The organism is Spirillospora sp. NBC_01491 (genome assembly GCF_036227065.1).
Classification (GTDB): Bacteria; Actinomycetota; Actinomycetes; order Streptosporangiales; family Streptosporangiaceae; genus Spirillospora; species Spirillospora xylanilytica.
The window spans coordinates 3,782,229-3,799,734 of the sequence record NZ_CP109432.1 but is presented as its reverse complement, the minus strand read 5'-3'; the positions used below and the strand labels follow the sequence as shown (position 1 = coordinate 3,799,734).

Below are 17,506 nucleotides of genomic sequence, written 5' to 3'. Positions count from 1 at the left end.
GCGTTGTCGCCACGTCAGCTCACCCCGGTGGGGGCATCTCGTGAACCGTCAAACCAGCGACGTGCAAGCGTTCGAAGCCCACGCGACCGACACTGACCTCAACGACTTGCGCGCGCGATTGGCCGCAGCACGGCTGCCGGAAGCTGAGACGGTCTACCGCGCCGCACCCGACCCGCGCCGATGGGAACAGGGAGTTCCTCTCGCCGACCTCGTGGACGTCGTGAACTACTGGCGCACCGGGTACAACTGGCGGTCGTTCGAAGAGCGCCTCAACCGGATCGGCCAGTTCCGCACGACCATTGACGATCTGGGAATCCACTTCCTGCACCGCCGATCCGCGCGCGCAGATGCCACTCCTCTGCTCTTGACACACGGCTGGCCAGACAGCATTGGACGGTTCGTCCATGTAGTAGACGAGCTGGCAGATCCGAAAGATGCAGACGCGCCGGCGTTCCACGTCGTGCTGCCGTCGCTACCAGGCTTTGGTTACAGCGACAAGCCGGCCACCACCGGGTGGGGAACCGAAAAGATCGCGGCCGCATGGGTGGAACTGATGGGAAGGCTCGGCTACAGCGAGTTCGCAGCCCACGGCGGCGACTGGGGAGGTAATATCACCACGGTTCTCGGCGGCAGGTTCCCGGCGCACGTTCTCGGCATCCACACAACGTTCGCGGAGGCGCCACCCGGGTTGACAACGGACGGGCTGACGGCGGTCGAGCGCGAGTGGACCGAGGAAACCCGCGATTTCTGGCGCCACCGCGCGGCGTACGCGAAGCAGCAGGCGACCCGACCGCAGACCATCGGCTACTCGCTCGTCGACTCACCAGTCGGTCTTCTCGCCTGGATCCTCGACAAGTTCGCTGAGTGGACAGACACCGAAGACAGCCCGTTCGAGACGATCTCCATGGACAGCATCCTTGACAACGTCACCCTGTATTGGCTGACCAGGACCGGTGCATCGGCGGCCCGCATCTACTACGAAAGCCACAACTCACTCGACCCAGAACTTCGGGTCGACGTCCCGTCGGCAATCAGTATGTATCCGCGCGACGTCGAGAAGTGTCCGCGCCCCTGGGCACAGGAGCGGTACCGACAGATCGTCCGATGGAAGTCGCCCGAAACTGGGGGACATTTCCCGTCGCTGGAGATTCCCGAGTATTTCGTCAAGGATCTACAAGAAGGCCTCGCGGCAGTGCTGGCCGCTAGCGGTAGTCGGTCATGAGGCCGACGGCTGATCGCCGCAGGCGGTGTGGGGCCGATGGTAGTGGTGGGTCCAGACGATGTACCCGGAGTTGCCGCCACGGGTCGAGTACACGCTCACCGAGTTGGGTCACACTCTGGTCGTACCGCTGGTTGAGGCGATGCCGTACCTGGGTGCTAACCCAGGGCGCGGATGCGCGCTTTCACGGCTTGTGCGGTGGGGTCGGTGAACGGGGCGAGTAGCCGGAGGGCCTCCGTTGAGGTGTCCTGGGCGGAGGCGTGACGGCCGCCGGCGTATTGGGCCTCGGCGAGGCAGGCGAGTGTGGTCGCGTGCGGCCAGTGGGTTCCGAGGTTCTGGAATACCTCGGCGGCGCGGGTATGGAGCTCGGTCGCCCTGTCGTGCCGGCCTTGGCCGTGGTGGACGTCGGCGGCGTGCTTCCATGCGAGTGCTTCGCGGACTCGGTCGCCGATGCGTCGTTGGAGTAGGGCGGCCCGGTCGTATGTGGCCAACGCATCGTCGGGGCTTCCGGCGAGGTGTTGGGCGTGGCCGAGTTCGAGTAGCCAGTAGCCCTCCCACATCTGGTTGCGGTGCTGGAAGGAGATCGCCACCGCTGACTCGGCGGCGTTCAGGGCGCCTGCCGCGTCGCCGCGTCCGCGCCGGGACAGGCTGAGCAGACGGAGCGCGTTGCCTTCTCCGCCGGCGTCCGCGGCGGCCCGGAAGGAGGCCAGGGCGCTGTGGATCAGGTCCTCGGCCGTGGTGTACTGCTGGAGTTCGGCGAGCACTTCGGCGAGGTTGGCTGTGACGACCGGTGTCCAGGAGGCGTCCTGTAGGTCGTCGAAGAGGGCGCGGGCCTGTTCGAGCATGTGTTTGGCTTCGTTGAGCTGGTGGCTGCGCAGGTGGAGCAGGCCGAGATCGTTCAATGAGAGCGCTTCGCCGGTCCGGTCGCCGAGCTCGCGGCGGATCTCCAGGGCGGCCTGGTGGTGTTCGGCGCCTCGGGGGAGGTCGTGGCTTTGCGCGTAGGCCATGCCGAGGCTCTCCAGCAGCTCGGCTTCGGCGGGACGGTTCCCGGATCGCCTGGCTGCTTTCAGACCGAGGTCGGCGGTGGTGATCCAGTCGTCGAACTGATTGAACCGCATGTGCATCGCGCGTAGCACGATGGCAAGTCTCCAGGCGATGTCGAGCAGTCCTGCTGCGGCTGCCGATCTGGTGGCGGTGACCAGGTTTCCGCGTTCGAGGTCGTACCAGCCGACAGCCTCGGCGTAGGAGTCGAACGCAATCGGCTCAGGGGCGTCGTCGGGCGGGTCGAGAGTTACGCGCGGCTCGTTCGGGTTGATCCATTTCTGTGCCTGATCGGCCGTGCGGAGGTACCAGAGGAGGACCCTCTGAGAGAGCACCCGCCGGCTCTCTGGAGCCTCCTCCCGCCGGGCCTGGTCCATCGCGAAACTCCACAGCAGGTCGTGAAACTGATATCGGTCACGCGCGTGTTGTTCGAGAAGGTGCGCTCCGGTCAAGATATCCAGCCAGTGCTGGACCTCTCCCGGCTCGGCCGGGGCCAGCGCGGTGGCCGCGCGGCTTCCGAAGTCCGGGCCGGGATGCAACGCCAAGGTTCGAAACAGCCGGGCCGCCGCCGTCGGCAGCGCGCGGTAGGACCACGAGAACACGGTGTGGACGGCGTCGGTCTCCTCACCCTCTTCGGCGGTCAGCGCGGTCCATCGTGCGGTCTCGCTGTGCAGTTCGCTGATGAGATCGTCGAGTGTCATCCACGGGTGGCTTGCGACGCGCTCGGCGGCGATGCTCAGTGCCAGGGGCAGCCGCGCGCAGAGGCGGGCCAGTTCGGGGAACCGTGTGACGTCCTGCTTCGGGCGGTGGCCGCCGGCCACCTTGCCGAGGAGTTCGATCGCGTCGGGCTCGTTCAGCAGCCCCAGGGTGATCCGGTGGGCGCCGTCCCGGGCGACCAAGCCTGACAACCGGTTCCGGCTCGTCGCCAGCACGAGGCTTTCCGGCGTGCCGGGGAGCAGCGGTCGTATCTGTGGAACCGTCGCTGCGTTGTCCAGGACCACGAGCATGCGCCGTCCGGCCAGAAGCGAGCGGTACAGGGCCGATCGTTCGTCGGTGCCGCTGGGGATCTCGGTACGCGGGATGCCGAGCGCTGAAAGGAAGCTTTCAAGGGCTCTGCTCGGTGTGATGGGGAGGCCGGGGTCGTAGCCGCGAAGGTTTACATACAGCTGCCCGTCGGGAAAGCGGTCGCGGATGTCGTGCGCCCAACGGAGAACCAGGGAGGTCTTGCCGACTCCGGCCGTGCCGACGACCACTGTCAGTGGATGCCCGCCTGAGGCCAGCGCGGTGTTGAGCGCCTTGAGTTCCTGGCGGCGGTTGACGAACCCCGCTGCGCTCCCCGGGAGTTGCCGCGGTGTGCGAGGTACGCTCCCCCGCTGGTGGAGGTGGACCCCTCCGCTGATGTCACGGGCCTGCACGACCTCTCCCGCGTTCCCGGAGAATGTCGAGGAGGTCTTCCCATCCGAGGGCTGGTCCATCAACCTCCGGCCGATTCGCCGTGCGGTGGTGGAAGCGGGGCGACCTCGCGGTGGAAGAAGGACTCCAGGTCCTCGCCGTGCTCGTAGAGCTCGCGAGTCAAACTCGCGGCCTGGGCGATGGTCTCGGGCGAGGAGAACTTCACGGCGCCGGCAAGCTCGCCTCGGTCGTTGTAGACGACCCGGTAGAGGATCTCCGAGCCGAACGTCACGAGCTCTGGGAGTGGTCCTTGAGATTCGTATTCGGTGACATGTTCCATGCTGGCGACACGGATCAGCTCGCCGCATTCCGCCCGGAGCCTCAGCAGGTGGAGCTCCCATTGCAGGTAGGGATCAATGGGCTGCTGCACCACGCGTACGCGGTACAGGTCTATCCCTTTGTCCTTCGCCTTCCCGGTGAACTCGGCAAGGAACTCTCTTTCCTCGTCCATGAGTTGGAGGGATTTATCCCAATCGCCGCGGGCGAATGCCTCCCAGCTTGGAAAGCCCGGCTCGCGGAAATGCTGACCGCGTTCGAGCTTCCATGACGCCTGGCCCTTGACGTCCCACTGGCTGACCTTGAAGTCCTCCTTGTAGTCCTGGAGCTGGAGCCGGGTCCCCGCGGCGTCGTCCAGAACGTAGGGATCAGGCATCCGGGATGTCCGGCTTGGCGGCCAGCAGCATACGGCGCGGGATCACCACGAGCCGCTCATCAGCGGCAACACTCACATCCGCTGGGAGCCGTCCACGATAGGAGGTGGTGAGATCGCGCCCGATCACCGCGATGTCGCCGTTGTCCAGCTCCCAGATGTCAGGGCAGCCATCTCGCCCACCTGTACTGTCCAGGTCCTTCGCCGACAGGCCAAGCCGTCGTGACAACGACGCGGTCGGGTCGGCCTCCCACCCTCGGGCCATCCGTGTCCTCCAAGGTCAACAGTCGGCGGGCTGTTCAATGGTCGTCCGATCATTGAACAGCTAACAGTCTAGGCCGAACGGTTCCCATCGGGAGTTGAAATCACCCATTAAGGTCCGGCAAAAGTAGTGATATGAGGCAAGTCAAATAGCATTTGACTCAGACGATCACCCTACTTAGAAACAGCCGACAACTCGACGACCACATCAGAACGAACGCGGGACCGGCGCGCTCAGCCGTGCTCCTCGGTGGAGTGCGAGTCGGTGAGGGTGAGCGCACCGCCTGCCGCGATCAGGCCGACGATCACCGCCAGTACGGCGTAGGTGATCCGCTCGCCGCGGAAGAACGATGCCACGAGGCCACTGCTCCAGGTGCCTGCGGGCAGTTGTGTGGTGACCAGTGCGGCGATCATGGTGCCGATCACGGCGGTGCCGACGCTGCTTCCGACCTCCTGTGCGGTGTCGTTGAGCGCGGTGCCGATCGAGGTGCGGTTGTCCGGCATCGCGTAGACGAGTGCGATGGCGCAGATCGTCATGACGGTGCGCAGTCCGATGGTCATCACGACCATGGAGATCGCGATGGCGGTGTACCCATGGTCGACGCCCCAGGCCAGGCCGGCCAGCGATCCGGCCAGGCAGGCCGCGCCGACCAGGCAGGCGATGCGGTGGCCGAACCTTTTCGCGAGCCATTCGGACAGCGGGGTCGCGGCGATCATGGTCACGATGATCGGCAGGTTCGCCAGGCCGGCCCGCACGGGGCTCCAACCGTAGGCGTACTGGAAGTGGAGGATCAGCCCGAACATCACGCCGGCCATCGCGATGGACGTCCCGATCTGCGCGATGGCGGCGCCGCGGACGGTGCCGTTGGAGAAGAGGCCGAGGTCCAGCATGGGCGATGCGCTGCGGCGCTCGTGTCGGACGAACGCGACGGCCGCGGCCACGGCGCCGAGGATCGACCCGAGCGTGATCGTGGAGAGCCATCCGTGCTCGACACCGCTGGTCAGCGAGTAGCAGGCGAGGCCGATGGCGATGACGCTCAGGATGGCGCCCGGCAGATCGAGCTTGTCGTCGGTCAGGTCCTCGGACCGGTCGGCCGCGACGCCGAGCCGGACGCCGATGGCCGCGATCAGGGCGATCGGGGCATTGACCACCAGGAGCCACTCCCACCGCACGTGGGCCAGGGCGGTGCCGCCCAGCAGCGGGCCGAGGACGAACCCGGACATGCCGACGACGATCATCAAAGTCATCGCGCGCATGCGAAGCGCCTGGTCGTCGAACAGCCGGAAGACCAGCGAGTTGGTGATGGGCGCCATCGCCGCAGCAGCGATGCCGAGACCGGCCCGCAAGGCGATGAGCTGCCCTGCGGTGGTGGCGGCGACAACGCACAGGCTCAGCAGGCCGAACACGGCGAGGCCGATCAGGAGCACACGCCGGCGCCCAAGACGGTCGGCCATCGAACCCGCCGTCAGCAGTAGGCCGCCGAACGTCAGCGAGTACGCGCCGGTGACCCACTGCAGGGCGGTCGTGCCGCTGCCCAGGTCGCGGCCGATCGTGGGCAGCGCGATCGAGAGCAGCGTGTTGTCGACCATCTCGACGAAGAAGGCCAGGCAGAGCGCGGTCAGGGGAATCCACGCCGCGTGCAGGGACCGGTAGGTGCGGGTTGCAGAGGCTGTAGCTGGATCGTCGGTGGTGGTCACGGTCGACCTCCTCTCAGAACGTCGCCGACTATCGAACGACGTTCCATAATAGAACGCGGTTCGATGATGATGCAAATCGTGATTGAATGAGTGCCATGACAGGCACGCGACCACGACCCGCCGACCGTCCTTCACGGGGACGTCGACGCGCCTCGCACTCCATGGAGGCCGTGCTGGCCGGGGCCGTGGCCCTGCTCGACGAGGCGGGTGAGTCGGCGCTGACGCTCCGGGCCCTCGCGGCCCGGCTCGGCACCGGCGTCGGCAGCATCTACTGGTATGTCTCGGGCAAAGACGATCTTGTAGACCGCGCCATCGATCATGTGCTCGGCGGGGTGCTGACCGACATCGAGAGGCAGAGGGGGAGCAGCGACGCGATCGACGACCTGCGCGTGATGGCCGTGACGCTGTTCGACGCGATCGTCGACCGGCCCTGGCTGGGGGGGAACTTCATGAGCAACATCGAGGTCCAGGGCAACTCGTTGCGGCTCTACGAGGCGTTGGGGCAGCAGACGCTCCGCCTCGACCTCACGCCGCTGCAGCAGTTCCACGCCGTGTCGGCGATCGTCGGCGTCGTGGTCGGCAACGCCATCGACATGGGGCAAGAGCCTCCCCCGGAAGTGCTCAACGGCACCGTGGACCGCGATGAGTTCTTCAGCCGCTACGCCCAGACCTGGCGTGCGCTCGACGCCGGGGAGTTCCCTTTCGTGCACGAGATCGTCGAGGAGTTCGACGGGCACGACGACAAGGAGCAGTTCCTCGCCGCGCTGGACCTGACCCTGGCAGGCCTCCGCCTCCAAGCCGGAGTCTGACGGACGCCCGGCGACGCGTGGAGGAGACCCGAGAGGCGGTCCTCCGGAGGGTTCGGTCGGCCGGGCGGTCAGGGGAGTCCCTTTGTCAATGCGGTGACAAGGGCGGGCTCTCATTGAAGCCCTGGGTCGGCGTTCCGTGCGAACTGTCCGAGCTGTTCCGGCCCCACCTGGACACGCTGGCCGAAGAGATGATCGACGAGATCCTGGCCGGCATCCCCGAGTACTCGCGTCCGCACGACGGGGAGTACGCGCGGCTGGTGCGGCTGGCCGTGGAGGGCGCGCTCCAGCAGTTCGTCGACCTCATCGGCACCCCCGAGTCGTCCTGGGAGGCGGTCGCCGGGGTCTACCGGGAGATCGGCCGGGCCGAGGCCTGGGAGGGCCGCAGCCTCGACGTGCTCCAGACCTTGCTGCGGCTCGGCGCCCGGGTCGCCTGGCGCCGGCTGGCCGCCGAGTCCGAGCAGACCAACGTCTCGCGCCGTACCCTGGCCAGCATCGCCGAGGCCATCTTCGCCTTCCTCGACGAGATCGCCCGCGCGGCCCCCGAGGGCTACACCAAGGCGAGCGCAGGAGGCGGGCGAGCTGGAGCACCGGCGCCGCCGGCTGCTCGACCCGGCCCTGCGCGACTGGGTGGCGGCGATGGGCCCGACGGTCGGACCGAGGACACGGCGCGGTCGCTGCGCTGGGCCCGCGAGGCGCTGCCGCTGGCCCGCCGCGGGGTCCTCCCGTCCGAGCGGCTGATCCGCTGCGCCGAGCACATGCCGGCCGGAGTCCCGGCTGGAGATGGAGATGGTGCTGACGGTCTGGCCGGGCACGTCGCAGGAGTCTCCATCAAGTGATTGACCGGCGCCCGGGTCGGTGCCTACCGTGGGCGGATGACCAGCGAATCCGGCCGTGAGCGCATCCTCGGCGCCGCCACCAGGCTGTTCGCCGCGCTCGGCTACGACGGCACGTCCACCCGCCTGATCGCCGAGGCGGCCGGGCTCAACATCGCCACCGTCGCCTACCACGTCGGGGGCAAGCGCGACCTCTACCTCGCGGTGATGGAGCAGGCGCACCGGCTGGAGCGGGACGCGCTCGAATCGGCGGTCGCCGAGAGCACCCCGGACGCGGCCGGGGTGCTGCTCATCCTCGACCGCTACCTCGACTTCTGCGTCGAGCACCCCGAGGTCCCCGCGCTGTGGATGCACCGCTGGCTCTCGGACGCCGCCGACGTCGCGCACTTGGAGGGCCTCTACGCCAAGCCGCTGATGGAGATGGTCGCGGGCGCCGTCCGCACGGTCGTCGGCCCCGGGGTGGACGTGGAGTACACGGCCTACACCGTCGTCTGGTGCACGCACGGGTTCTGCCGCGGAGGCGTCCTCGACGACGACGGACGGCGCCGCGGGCTGCGCGATCCGCGCGAGCTCGCCCGGTTCCGCGCGCATCTGCACCGGCTGGTCGCCGGATCGCTGCGGCTGCCGGGAGTCGAGGGATGACCGCCTCGGAGGAAGACGCGCGGGGGAACGGCGCGCAGGCGGGCGGCGCGGTGGAAGGCGGCGTGGTGGACGGGGGTGTGCTGGGGCGGGGGCGGCTGCTCGGGTATGGGGTCGGGTCGGTCGGCACCGGCGTGTTCAATGCCGTCCCCGGACTGCTGCTGCTCTACTACCTGACCGACGTGCTCGGTGTGTCCGCCGTGATCGCCGGGTTCGTGCTGGTGGTGCCGAAGGCGTGGGACGTGGTGCTCAACCCGGTCGTCGGCGCCGCGAGCGACCGCGAGGCCGTGCGGACGGGGCGGCGCACCCGGCTGCTGCTGACCGGCGCGGTCGCGCTGCCGGTGCTGTTCGCCGCGATGTTCGCCGTGCCGGTCGACTCCCCGGGATTCGCCGCCGTCTGGGTCGGCCTGGCGTTCCTGCTGGCGGCCAGCGCGTTCGCCTGCTTCCAAGTGCCCTACGTGGCGCTGCCCGCCGAGATCTCGCCGCTGCCCGCGCAGCGGGGCCGCGCGATGGCCTGGCGGGTGGTGTGCCTGACCGCGGGCATCCTGCTCGCCGGCGGCCTCGCGCCCGCGGTGGCGGACGGCGCCGGCGGAGGCCGCGGCGGGTACGCGCTGATGGGCGCGGTCATCGGGCTGCTCATGGGCGCCGCGATGCTCGCCAGTGCCCTGTCCACCCGCTGGGTCCCGTCCAGCCCGGGGCCGCGCCCGCTCCGCCTGGTCGACGCGCTGCGCACCGCGCGCGGCAACCGGCCGTTCTTCGCCCTGCTCGGCGCGTACGTCGCGCAGACGCTCGCGGTGGCGGTGATGCTGGCGGGCGCCCCGTACGCGGCGACCTACCGGCTCGGCGACTACGGGCTGACCTCGGTGATGTTCGTCTGCATGGTCGGGCCGAGCGCCGTCGCCGTCCCGCTGTGGCGGCTGCTGGCCCGCAGGTACGGACCGGTGCCCTGCTACACGGCGGCGCTCGTCGCGTTCGCCCTGACGGCCGCCGCCCTCTACCCGGCCGTCTCCGCCGGATCCACCGGCGCCGTGCTCGGGCTGACCGTGCTCGTGGGCGGCTGCTACGCCGCGGCGCAACTGTTCCCGCTGACGCTGCTCCCCGAGACCGTGCACGCCGACACCAGCCGCACCGGGCACGCCCAGTCGGGCGCGTTCACCGGGCTGTGGACGGCGGCCGAGACCGGTGCGCTCGCCCTCGGCCCCGGCGCGTTCGCGCTGATCCTCGCCGTGACCTCGTTCAAGTCCGCGGGCTTCGACGCCCCCGCCGACCAGTCCGGGTCCGCGCTGACCGGGCTCACCGCCGGGTTCACCCTCCTGCCGGCGCTGCTGCTCGCGCTCAGCGTCCCGATGCTGCTGGCCTACCGCCGGCTGGCCGCCGCCCACCGACGTACCGGAGACACCCACCGCCATGCCGTCTGAACCGTCCCTCCCCGAAACCTCCCGCCCGGCCGGGGAGCTGCTCGCCGAACTCGCCCGGTACCGCACCGCCGACCTGCCCGTGCGCGGCGGGCAGGTCACCGCCTACGTCTACGACACCGGACGCGCCGAGGTGCACGACGTCGCCGCCCGCGCCTACCTGGAGATGCTGGAGGTCAACTGCCTGGACCCGACCGCGTTCCCGAGCATCGTCGCGCTGGAGCGGCAGGTGGTCGGCGCGGTCGCCGGGCGGCTCGGCGGCGGCGCGGACACGCCCGGGATCTTCACCAGCGGCGGCACCGAGTCGATCATGCTCGCGGTGAAGGCCGCCCGCGACGCCCGTCCCGTCGAGGGACGCCCGCAGCTGGTGCTGCCCGCCACCGCGCACCCCGCGTTCCACAAGGCCGCGCACTACCTGGGGATGGAGGTCGTCGCGGTGCCGGTCGACCCGGCGACGTTCCGCGCCGATCCCGCCGCGACCCGCGCGGCGCTGACGTCCCGCACGGTGCTGGTCGTGGCGTCCGCGCCGTCCTACCCGCAGGGCGTGCTCGACCCGGTCGCGGAGATCGCGGCGCTCGCCGCCGAGGCGGGCGTCCTGTGCCACGTGGACGCCTGCGTCGGCGGCTGGGTGCTGCCCTGGCTGCGCGAGGGCGGACGGCCCGTCCCGCCGTTCGACCTGTCGGTGCCCGGGGTGACCTCGCTCTCCTGCGACCTGCACAAGTACGGGTACGCGCCGAAGGGCGCGTCGGTGGTGCTGTTCGCCGACGAGGCGCTCCGCCGGCACGCCTACTTTGCCTCGGCCGCCTGGCCCGGCTACACCGTCATCAACGCGACCGTGCAGAGCAGCCGGAGCGCGGGCCCGCTCGGCGCCGCCTGGGCGACGCTGAACGCCGTCGGCGCGAACGGCTACCGCGACCTGGCCGCCGAGGCGATGCGCGCGGCCGAGCGGCTCATCGCCGGCGTCGCGCGGATCCCCGGCCTGCGCGTCCTCGGCGAGCCGGGCGCCCCGCTGGTCGCGGTGGCCTCGGCCGATCCCGAGCTGGACGTCTTCGTCGTCGCGGGCGAGGCCCGATCGCGCGGCTGGTTCTTCCAGCCCCAGCTCTCGTTCCAGGGCAGCCCGGCCAACCTGCACTTCACCCTGACCGGGGTGAGCCTCGCCGGGGTCGACGCGCTGTTGGCCGCGCTCGCCGACTCGGCCGCCGCCGCCCGCGCCGCCGGCCCGGCGGGTGTCCCGGACGGCCTGGTGGACGCCCTCGCGGGCCTCGATCTCGACAGCCTCGACGACGCCGGGTTCGCCGGGCTCCTCGGCACCGTCGGGGTCGACCTGAACGGTGCCGGCGGGCCGGAGATGGCGATGGTGAACGCCGTCCTGAACGCCCTGCCCCCCGACCTCCGCGAGGCCCTGCTGATCCGCTTCTTGTCCGTCCTGTACTCCGGCCACCTGTAGCCGCCCCGGGCCGCCCGCGGGCGGCCCGGCGGAGGCGCGGGCGGCTCAGCCGAGGCGGATGAGGCGGTGCAGCAGGGACGGCGCGCCGAGATCGGCGTCCAGGGTGAGGGGGATACGGGCCGCTCCGGCGGTCACCGCGCCGACCTTCTCGCCCTTGCCGGCCTCGTGCGGCGGGTCGTCCGTGACGCCGACCGGGACGGTGAGCCCCGTCCAGCCGACCACGGTGACCGGGGACGCGGCGCGCAGCGGCGTCCGGCCGCCGAGCCCGTCGTCGACCACCGCCACGCGCGCGCCCGCGGGCGCCAGCTCGGCGGCGGTCAGCGCGTTCTCGGCGGCGGCGACCAGACGCGCCCCCACCGTGATGGCCGCCATGGCGCTGGTCGAGCGCTGCCCCATCACCGCGCCCACGACCAGCGTCGTGACGCCCGCGACCCGCTTGCGGGCGGCGAAGACGTAGTTGCCGCCCGCCGCGTCGGTGTAGCCGGTCTTCCCGCCGATCACGCCGTACTGGCCGAGCAGGGCGTTGCCGCCGGGACGCGCCGGGCCGCCGTCGCTCGGAACGTAGGCGCGGTTGTTCACGATCTCGCCGAACGAGGCGGTCTTGATCGCCGCGCTCAGCAGCTTGACCTGGTCGGCCGCGGTGCTCACGGTGCCCGAGTCGTACCCGCTCGGATCGGTGTAGGTCGTGCCGGTCATGCCGAGCGACCGCGCGGCGTCGTTCATCTTCTGCACGAACGCCTGGTCGCCGCCCGAGTCCCAGCGGGCCAGCTCGTGCGCGACGTCGTTCGCCGAGATGAGCATCAGCGCCTCGAGCGCCTTGCGCTGGGTGAGCCGCTGGTTCGCGGTCACCCCCAGCAGCGACTCGTCGCGCTGCCTGCGCGCCGGGATCTCGGCCGCCGCCGCGGGCGAAACGGTGAAGACCGGACCGGGCTCGCCGGACTTCAGCGGATGGTCGCGCAGGAACACGTACGCGGTCATCACCTTGGCGACGCTGGCCGTCGGGGTCGGCGACGAACCGCCGGACGCTCCCATCGTGCCGAGCCCGTCCACGGAGATCGCGGACTGGCCCTGCACCGGCAGCGGCAGCCGCGGAGGGCTCCCCGTGAAGGTGTGGGCGGACGAGGACAGCGTGAGGTCGAGCGCAGGATCGGGCACCGTCCGCACGAGCTGACCCGTCACCAGGCCCGCGATGAGCACGAGCGCGGCGATCACCGTGATCAGCGCCCGCCGTCCCCGCCTGCCCTTCGGCGCGGCCTTGGGCGCGATGGGGTGCTGATACTGCGGCGGCACCACGGGCGGTGCCGGTGGAGCCTCCGGCAGCGGCGGCGGAGGAAGCCGCCGCTCCTGCGGCTGTGGTTGCGGTTGCGGTTGCGGTTGGGCATACGGCTGGGGCTGAGCGTACGACTGCGGCTGGGGCAGCGGTTGGGGCCGGGGGAGCGGCTCGGGTTGGACGGGCGGCTCAGGCTGGGGGAGCGGCTCGGGCTGGGGCAGGGCCGGGATCGGCTCCTGCACCGTCGGGCTGGCACTCGGTACGGGGGCGTTCTGCCACGAGACGGTCCACTGCCCGGACGAGTTCGCCGACGGCCCGGCGGCCTTCTTCGCCGGTTCCGGAAGCGCCTCGGCGGGAAACTCGGTCACCGTCTCGTCGACCTGGGGCGCGGGTTCCGGCTCGGGTACAGGTTCCGGCTCGGGTTCCGGCTCCGGCTCGGCCTCCGGCTCCGGCTCGGCCTCCGGCTCGGGCGGGAGGGTCTCAAGGCGGGGGAGGGAGATGTCTGGCCGTGTCAGGTACGGGTCCGGCTCTTCCGCGGGGGGAGGCGGCTCCTCTTCAGGAGGCTCGACCGGGAGTGTGACGGCGCGGAACTCCGCGGTGGCCGCGCGGGGCGTCCCCTTCCCGGCGGCCGTCCGCACCGGAGTCCTCTCCGGCTCCTCCGGCTCCTCGGCCTTCTCCGGCTCCTCGGCCTCGGCCTCAGCTCCGGCTCCGTCCTCGGCTTCGTCCTCGACCTCGGTTCCAGCTCCGTCCTCGGCTTCGGCTCCGTCCTCGGCCTCAGCCTCGTCCTCGGTTCCGGCTTCGGCGGGTTCCCGGACCTCGGCCTTCTCCGACTTCTCGGCCGGCTCCTCGGCGGGCTCGGTCGGGTCGGCCGTCTCCGGTTCCTGCTGTGCGTCCTTCAACGGCGCGACCTCCTCGGCTCCAGCCTCCACGCGTGGACGGTGCGGCCTCTCGCCGGTGACCCCCGTGCACCTTGAAGGACGCGCAGTCTATCGGGAAGGTCCCTTCATTCTGAATCGTTGATCTAGCGTTTATGTCGGGAATGCTCATTCGGGGTGCCGGCGAACGGGCCGGGCGCCGCGAACCCCCGTGAACCCCATCCGCATGAACCCCATCCGCGTGAACCCTCCCGGGGACGAGTGGAGATACACCGCTGACAATGCCCCCACGGGAAGGCCAGCCTTCATGCCATGGTGTCCGCGATGACCGCGCCCGGCACCGGTGCGCTCTCCATCGACGCCCCCGCCACCGGGAGCGACGCGGAGCTCATCGAACGGTCGCGGGACGACCCGGAGGCGTTCGGCGCCCTGTTCGACCGCTATTCGGGAATGCTCTACCGGTACGTCTCGCGCAGGCTCGGGCCCGAGGCGGCCGAGGACCTGGTCGGCGAGACGTTCCTCGCCGCGTTCAGCCGCAGGGACCGCTACGACGTCGCGCAGGGCGACGCCAGGCCCTGGCTGTTCGGGATCGCGACCAAGCTGGTGTCCCGGCACCACCGCACCGAGGGCGCGCGGTACCGGGCGCTGCGGCGCAGCCCCGTCGAGGGCCCGGTGGAGGGCCCGGCCGATCGGGTCGCCAACGGGGTGACCGCGACGGCGTCGCGGCCCGCGCTCAGCGCGGCGCTGGCCCGGCTGCCCCGGCGCGACCTGGACGTCCTGCTGCTGGTGGCGTGGGGTGACCTGACCTACGAGGAGGTCGCGCGGGCGCTCGGCGTCCCTGTCGGCACCGTCCGGTCCCGGCTCAACCGGGCGCGCCGCAAGGTGCGCGCCGCGCTCGGGGACACCAACCCGATGCACGAGGAGGAGTAGCGATGGACGACCTTGGAATGCTCCGCGACCTCGGCGGTGAACTGGAGCACGAGCCGCCCGCCTCGCTCGCCCGGCAGCGGCGGCGGCTCGCCGACGCGGCGGCCGGGACGGTGCGCGTCCGGGGCGCGCGGCGTCCCGGACGGTGGGGCCTGTTCGGGGCGGTGGCGGCGGGCACGGCCGCGCTCATCCTGGTGCCCTCCGTCCTGCTGAGCGCCGGGGGCGGTGCGGACCCGGCCCGGCACGCGGACCCCGCGGCGGGCGCGGGCACGGCGATGAACCTGCTGCTGGTCGGCTCGGACGCGCGGCGTCCGGGGCCCGCGCGGGCGGACAGCGTGGTGCTGGCGCACCTGCCCGCCGACCGCGCGAAGGTGAGCGTGGTCAGCCTGCCCCGCGACTCGAAGGTGCGGGCCCCCGCCTGCGGCCATCCGGCAGGCGGCGGGCCCAGGGCGGCCGGGACGGCCCGGCTCGGCGCGGTCTACGCGGCAGGCGGGACGTCTTGCCTGGTCAAGACCGTGCAGGCGATGACGGGGGTGCGCGTCGATCGGACGATGGTGATCGAGTTCGACGGGTTCCGGCGGATGGTGGACGCGCTCGGCGGCGTCGAGATCACGATGCCGCGCGCGCTGGCCGACCGGAACTCGGGCCTGCGCGTCCACGCCGGGCACCTCCTGCTGGGCGGGGCGCAGGCCCTCGCCTACGCCCGCGCGCGCCACCTGCCGGGGAGCGACGGGTCCGACCTGGACCGGGTCGGGCGGCAGCAGCGGCTGATGGCCGCGCTGGTCGGGCAGGCGAAGCGGGAGCAGCTCCGGAACCCGGTGCGGTTCGCGTCCTTCCTCAAGGTCGCGGCGGGGGCAATCGAGGTGTCGCCGAAGCTGGACCTGGCCGGGTTCCGCTCCCTGGCGGACAGCCTGGGCCGTACGGGCGCCGACGACGTGCGCATCGGAGTGGTGCCCAGCCGCCCCGACCGGGCCGATCCGCTCCTGCTCGCCTGGGACCAGCCCGCCGCCTCGCGGCTGTTCGCGGAGTTCGAAGCGGGCGGCTGACCGCAGGCGGGACAGGCCGGGGCCGCCCGCGCGCACCGGGGGAGCGCGCGGGCGGCCCCGGCCTATGTAAAGGACGCTTGACAGGGCGGCCGATGTAAAGCACCCTTGACACATGCGGAACGACGTCAGGGAGCTCCGGCTCACCAGAGGGCTCTCCCAGGGGGATCTCGGCAAGGTGCTCGGCGTCTCCCGCCAGACGGTCAACGCCATCGAGACGGGCAGGTACAGCCCGTCCCTGCCGTTGGCGATCACTTTGGCGCGTTTCTTCGAGCGTGCGGTGGAGGAGGTATTCCATGTCGACCAAGAATGACGGGAAGGGCGGTCGCTGGCTGGTGCCGGTGACCTCGGTGGTTGGGGGCCTGGCGATGTTCCTGGCCGTCGGGCTGAACGGCGACTGGGTCCTCGGCTCGCTGCTGCTCGGGATCATGGTCGTGTACGCCGCGGTGCTGCTGCTGTTCCGGCGGTCCGAATCGGTCGCCCTGCTGGGCGGCGACGAGGGCGACGAGCGCCAGCGGACGCTGCGGCTGCGCGCCTCCGACTTCGGGTTCAGCGTGCTCGCGGTCTTCTGCGTCGGCGGCTTCGTCGTCGACCTCGCCCGGGGCGGCGACGGGATGCCCTGGGCGGTCATCTGCGGCGTGGGCGGGGCCAGCTTCGCCGGCGCGCTCATCGTCCTGTCGCGGCGCGGCTGACCGCGCCCCTCACGAAACCCTTTTCAACGACCTGCGAAAAGGTCGACGGCCTTCGGAAGGAAGGTGTGCTTCGTGCTGCCCGGAATCCCGCGGAAACGGTGGATCGCCACGGCCCTCGCCGCCGCGTCGCTCACCCTCGGCACCACCTCCGCGCTCGCGGCCCCCGCGCCCGCCGGTGCGCCCGCGCCCGCCCCGGTCTCCCCGGGGACGCTCGCCGAACAGGTCGTGAAGGCCGGGGCGCCCGGCGCGCTCGTGGCCGTGCAGACGCGCGCGGGGACGAGGGAGGCCGCGCGGGGCGTCGCCGACCTGCGGACCAAGCGTCCCGCCCGCGCCGGCGACCGGTACCGCATCGGCAGCAACACCAAGACGATGGTCGCGACCGTCGTCCTGCAACTGGTCGCCGAGGGGCGGCTCGGCCTGGACGACAAGGTCGCGGCCCGGCTGCCCGGCCTCGGCCTGGACGGGCGGATCACCGTCCGGCACCTGCTCCAGCAGACCAGCGGACTGCACCAGGACCAGATGCTCTGGCGCGATACGTCCTCGTTCAAGGACCACCGCTTCGAGCGGTTCACCCCCGCCCGGGTGGTGCGCACGGCGCTCACCAACCCCGCGCCGCGCGCCGTCCCCGGCACCAAGTGGGAGTACTCCAACACCAACTACGTCCTGGCCGGGATGCTGATCGAGCGGGTCACCCGGCACAGCGCCGAGGCGGAGCTGACCCGGCGGATCTTCAGGCCGCTCGGGATGCGCGGCACCACCTTCCCGCGCGACACCACGCACGTGGCCGGCCGCCACCTGTCGGGCTACGTGCCGCGCGCGCTGGTCGACGGCTCGTCCGACCCGACGCGGTTCGACACCACGGTCTACAACTTCAGCTGGGCCTGGACGGCGGGCGCGGTGATCTCGACCGCCGAGGACGAGGCGACGTTCCTGCGCGCGCTGATGGCCGGCCGGCTGCTGCCCCCGAGCGCGATGGGCCAGATGCTCGACACGGGGGCGTTCGGATACGGCCTCGGCATCCTGCCGATCAAGGCGCCGTGCGCGCCCGGCGGGGTCGCCTGGGGGCACGACGGCATCGTGTTCGGCTACTCCAGCCTGGTCGCGGGCACCCGCGACGGCGCGAAGTCGGCCGTCGTCGCGGGCAACCTCTCCTTCGACGAGGGCGAGAAGGTCTACAAGACCGCCGCGTCCTCGCTGGCGCCGGCGCTCTGCTCCTGAGCCGGGGCCGCCGGCGGG

At 71.3% G+C, this 17,506-nt stretch carries 17 protein-coding genes; 12 read left to right on the top strand and 5 right to left on the bottom strand.

All coding sequences use genetic code 11. The features are described 5' to 3' along the window. Positions 1-40 precede the first annotated feature (40 nt). Together OHA34_RS17690 and OHA34_RS38535 are read left to right on the top strand one after the other, a co-directional pair. Positions 41-1,222, top strand: coding sequence for an epoxide hydrolase family protein (locus tag OHA34_RS17690; RefSeq protein ID WP_285942282.1), 1,182 nt, complete (start codon positions 41-43; stop codon positions 1,220-1,222). A 58-nt stretch (positions 1,223-1,280) separates the two neighbouring features. Then, complete coding sequence (locus OHA34_RS38535) at positions 1,281-1,430, top strand: winged helix-turn-helix transcriptional regulator (RefSeq protein WP_432763081.1); 150 nt, start codon at positions 1,281-1,283, stop codon at positions 1,428-1,430. On the opposite strand, the gene OHA34_RS17685 is transcribed toward OHA34_RS38535, so the two are convergent. The 4 genes from OHA34_RS17685 to OHA34_RS17670 form a co-directional block, all read right to left on the bottom strand. Then, positions 1,378-3,675 (bottom strand): ATP-binding protein, encoded by a 2,298-nt coding sequence (locus OHA34_RS17685; protein WP_329522239.1) that lies wholly within the window; start codon positions 3,673-3,675, stop codon positions 1,378-1,380. The two genes, OHA34_RS38535 and OHA34_RS17685, sit on opposite strands and share 53 nt — an antisense overlap. A gap of 59 nt (positions 3,676-3,734) precedes the next feature. Further along, positions 3,735-4,364, bottom strand: coding sequence for a DUF6879 family protein (locus OHA34_RS17680; protein ID WP_329522238.1), 630 nt, complete (start codon positions 4,362-4,364; stop codon positions 3,735-3,737). Continuing rightward, the gene (locus OHA34_RS17675) at positions 4,357-4,626 is read right to left on the bottom strand and encodes a hypothetical protein (RefSeq protein ID WP_285942279.1); all 270 of its coding nucleotides are present in this window, start codon (positions 4,624-4,626) and stop codon (positions 4,357-4,359) included. Before OHA34_RS17675 ends, OHA34_RS17680 begins: the two co-directional genes overlap by 8 nt. Before the next feature lie 230 nt (positions 4,627-4,856). Further along, positions 4,857-6,320, bottom strand: a complete 1,464-nt coding sequence (locus OHA34_RS17670; RefSeq protein WP_329522237.1) for an MFS transporter — start codon at positions 6,318-6,320, stop codon at positions 4,857-4,859. 161 nt (positions 6,321-6,481) lie between these two features. Between OHA34_RS17670 and OHA34_RS17665 the strand changes: the two genes are divergently transcribed. The 5 genes from OHA34_RS17665 (at position 6,482) to OHA34_RS17645 (ending at position 11,463) form a co-directional block, all read left to right on the top strand. Further along, complete coding sequence (locus OHA34_RS17665) at positions 6,482-7,129, top strand: TetR/AcrR family transcriptional regulator (protein WP_285942277.1); 648 nt, start codon at positions 6,482-6,484, stop codon at positions 7,127-7,129. Positions 7,130-7,242: 113 nt separating this feature from the next. Next, on the top strand, positions 7,243-7,965 hold the full coding sequence (locus tag OHA34_RS17660) for a hypothetical protein (protein ID WP_329522236.1): 723 nt from the start codon (positions 7,243-7,245) through the stop codon (positions 7,963-7,965). A 36-nt stretch (positions 7,966-8,001) separates the two neighbouring features. After that, the gene (locus OHA34_RS17655) at positions 8,002-8,604 is read left to right on the top strand and encodes a TetR/AcrR family transcriptional regulator (RefSeq protein ID WP_285942275.1); all 603 of its coding nucleotides are present in this window, start codon (positions 8,002-8,004) and stop codon (positions 8,602-8,604) included. Next, complete coding sequence (locus tag OHA34_RS17650; protein ID WP_329522235.1) at positions 8,601-10,019, top strand: MFS transporter; 1,419 nt, start codon at positions 8,601-8,603, stop codon at positions 10,017-10,019. Before OHA34_RS17655 ends, OHA34_RS17650 begins: the two co-directional genes overlap by 4 nt. Next, positions 10,009-11,463, top strand: coding sequence for a pyridoxal phosphate-dependent decarboxylase family protein (locus tag OHA34_RS17645; RefSeq protein WP_329522234.1), 1,455 nt, complete (start codon positions 10,009-10,011; stop codon positions 11,461-11,463). Before OHA34_RS17650 ends, OHA34_RS17645 begins: the two co-directional genes overlap by 11 nt. Before the next feature lie 45 nt (positions 11,464-11,508). Here OHA34_RS17645 and OHA34_RS17640 read toward each other — a convergent pair whose 3' ends face one another. Beyond that, on the bottom strand, positions 11,509-13,662 hold the full coding sequence (locus tag OHA34_RS17640) for a D-alanyl-D-alanine carboxypeptidase family protein (protein ID WP_329522233.1): 2,154 nt from the start codon (positions 13,660-13,662) through the stop codon (positions 11,509-11,511). Between the two features lie 258 nt (positions 13,663-13,920). Between OHA34_RS17640 and OHA34_RS17635 the strand changes: the two genes are divergently transcribed. The 5 genes from OHA34_RS17635 to OHA34_RS17615 all read left to right on the top strand — a co-directional run bounded on the left by OHA34_RS17635 (position 13,921) and on the right by OHA34_RS17615 (position 17,488). After that, complete coding sequence (locus OHA34_RS17635) at positions 13,921-14,538, top strand: RNA polymerase sigma factor (protein WP_285942271.1); 618 nt, start codon at positions 13,921-13,923, stop codon at positions 14,536-14,538. 2 nt (positions 14,539-14,540) lie between these two features. Beyond that, complete coding sequence (locus OHA34_RS17630; protein WP_285942270.1) at positions 14,541-15,581, top strand: LCP family protein; 1,041 nt, start codon at positions 14,541-14,543, stop codon at positions 15,579-15,581. A gap of 112 nt (positions 15,582-15,693) precedes the next feature. After that, entirely contained in the window at positions 15,694-15,891 is a 198-nt protein-coding gene (locus tag OHA34_RS17625) for a helix-turn-helix transcriptional regulator (protein ID WP_285942269.1), read from the top strand. After that, on the top strand, positions 15,875-16,270 hold the full coding sequence (locus OHA34_RS17620; RefSeq protein ID WP_285942268.1) for a hypothetical protein: 396 nt from the start codon (positions 15,875-15,877) through the stop codon (positions 16,268-16,270). The genes OHA34_RS17625 and OHA34_RS17620 overlap by 17 nt, the downstream gene beginning before the upstream one ends. 72 nt (positions 16,271-16,342) lie before the next feature. Then, positions 16,343-17,488, top strand: a complete 1,146-nt coding sequence (locus OHA34_RS17615) for a serine hydrolase domain-containing protein (RefSeq protein WP_329522232.1) — start codon at positions 16,343-16,345, stop codon at positions 17,486-17,488. Positions 17,489-17,506 lie beyond the last annotated feature (18 nt).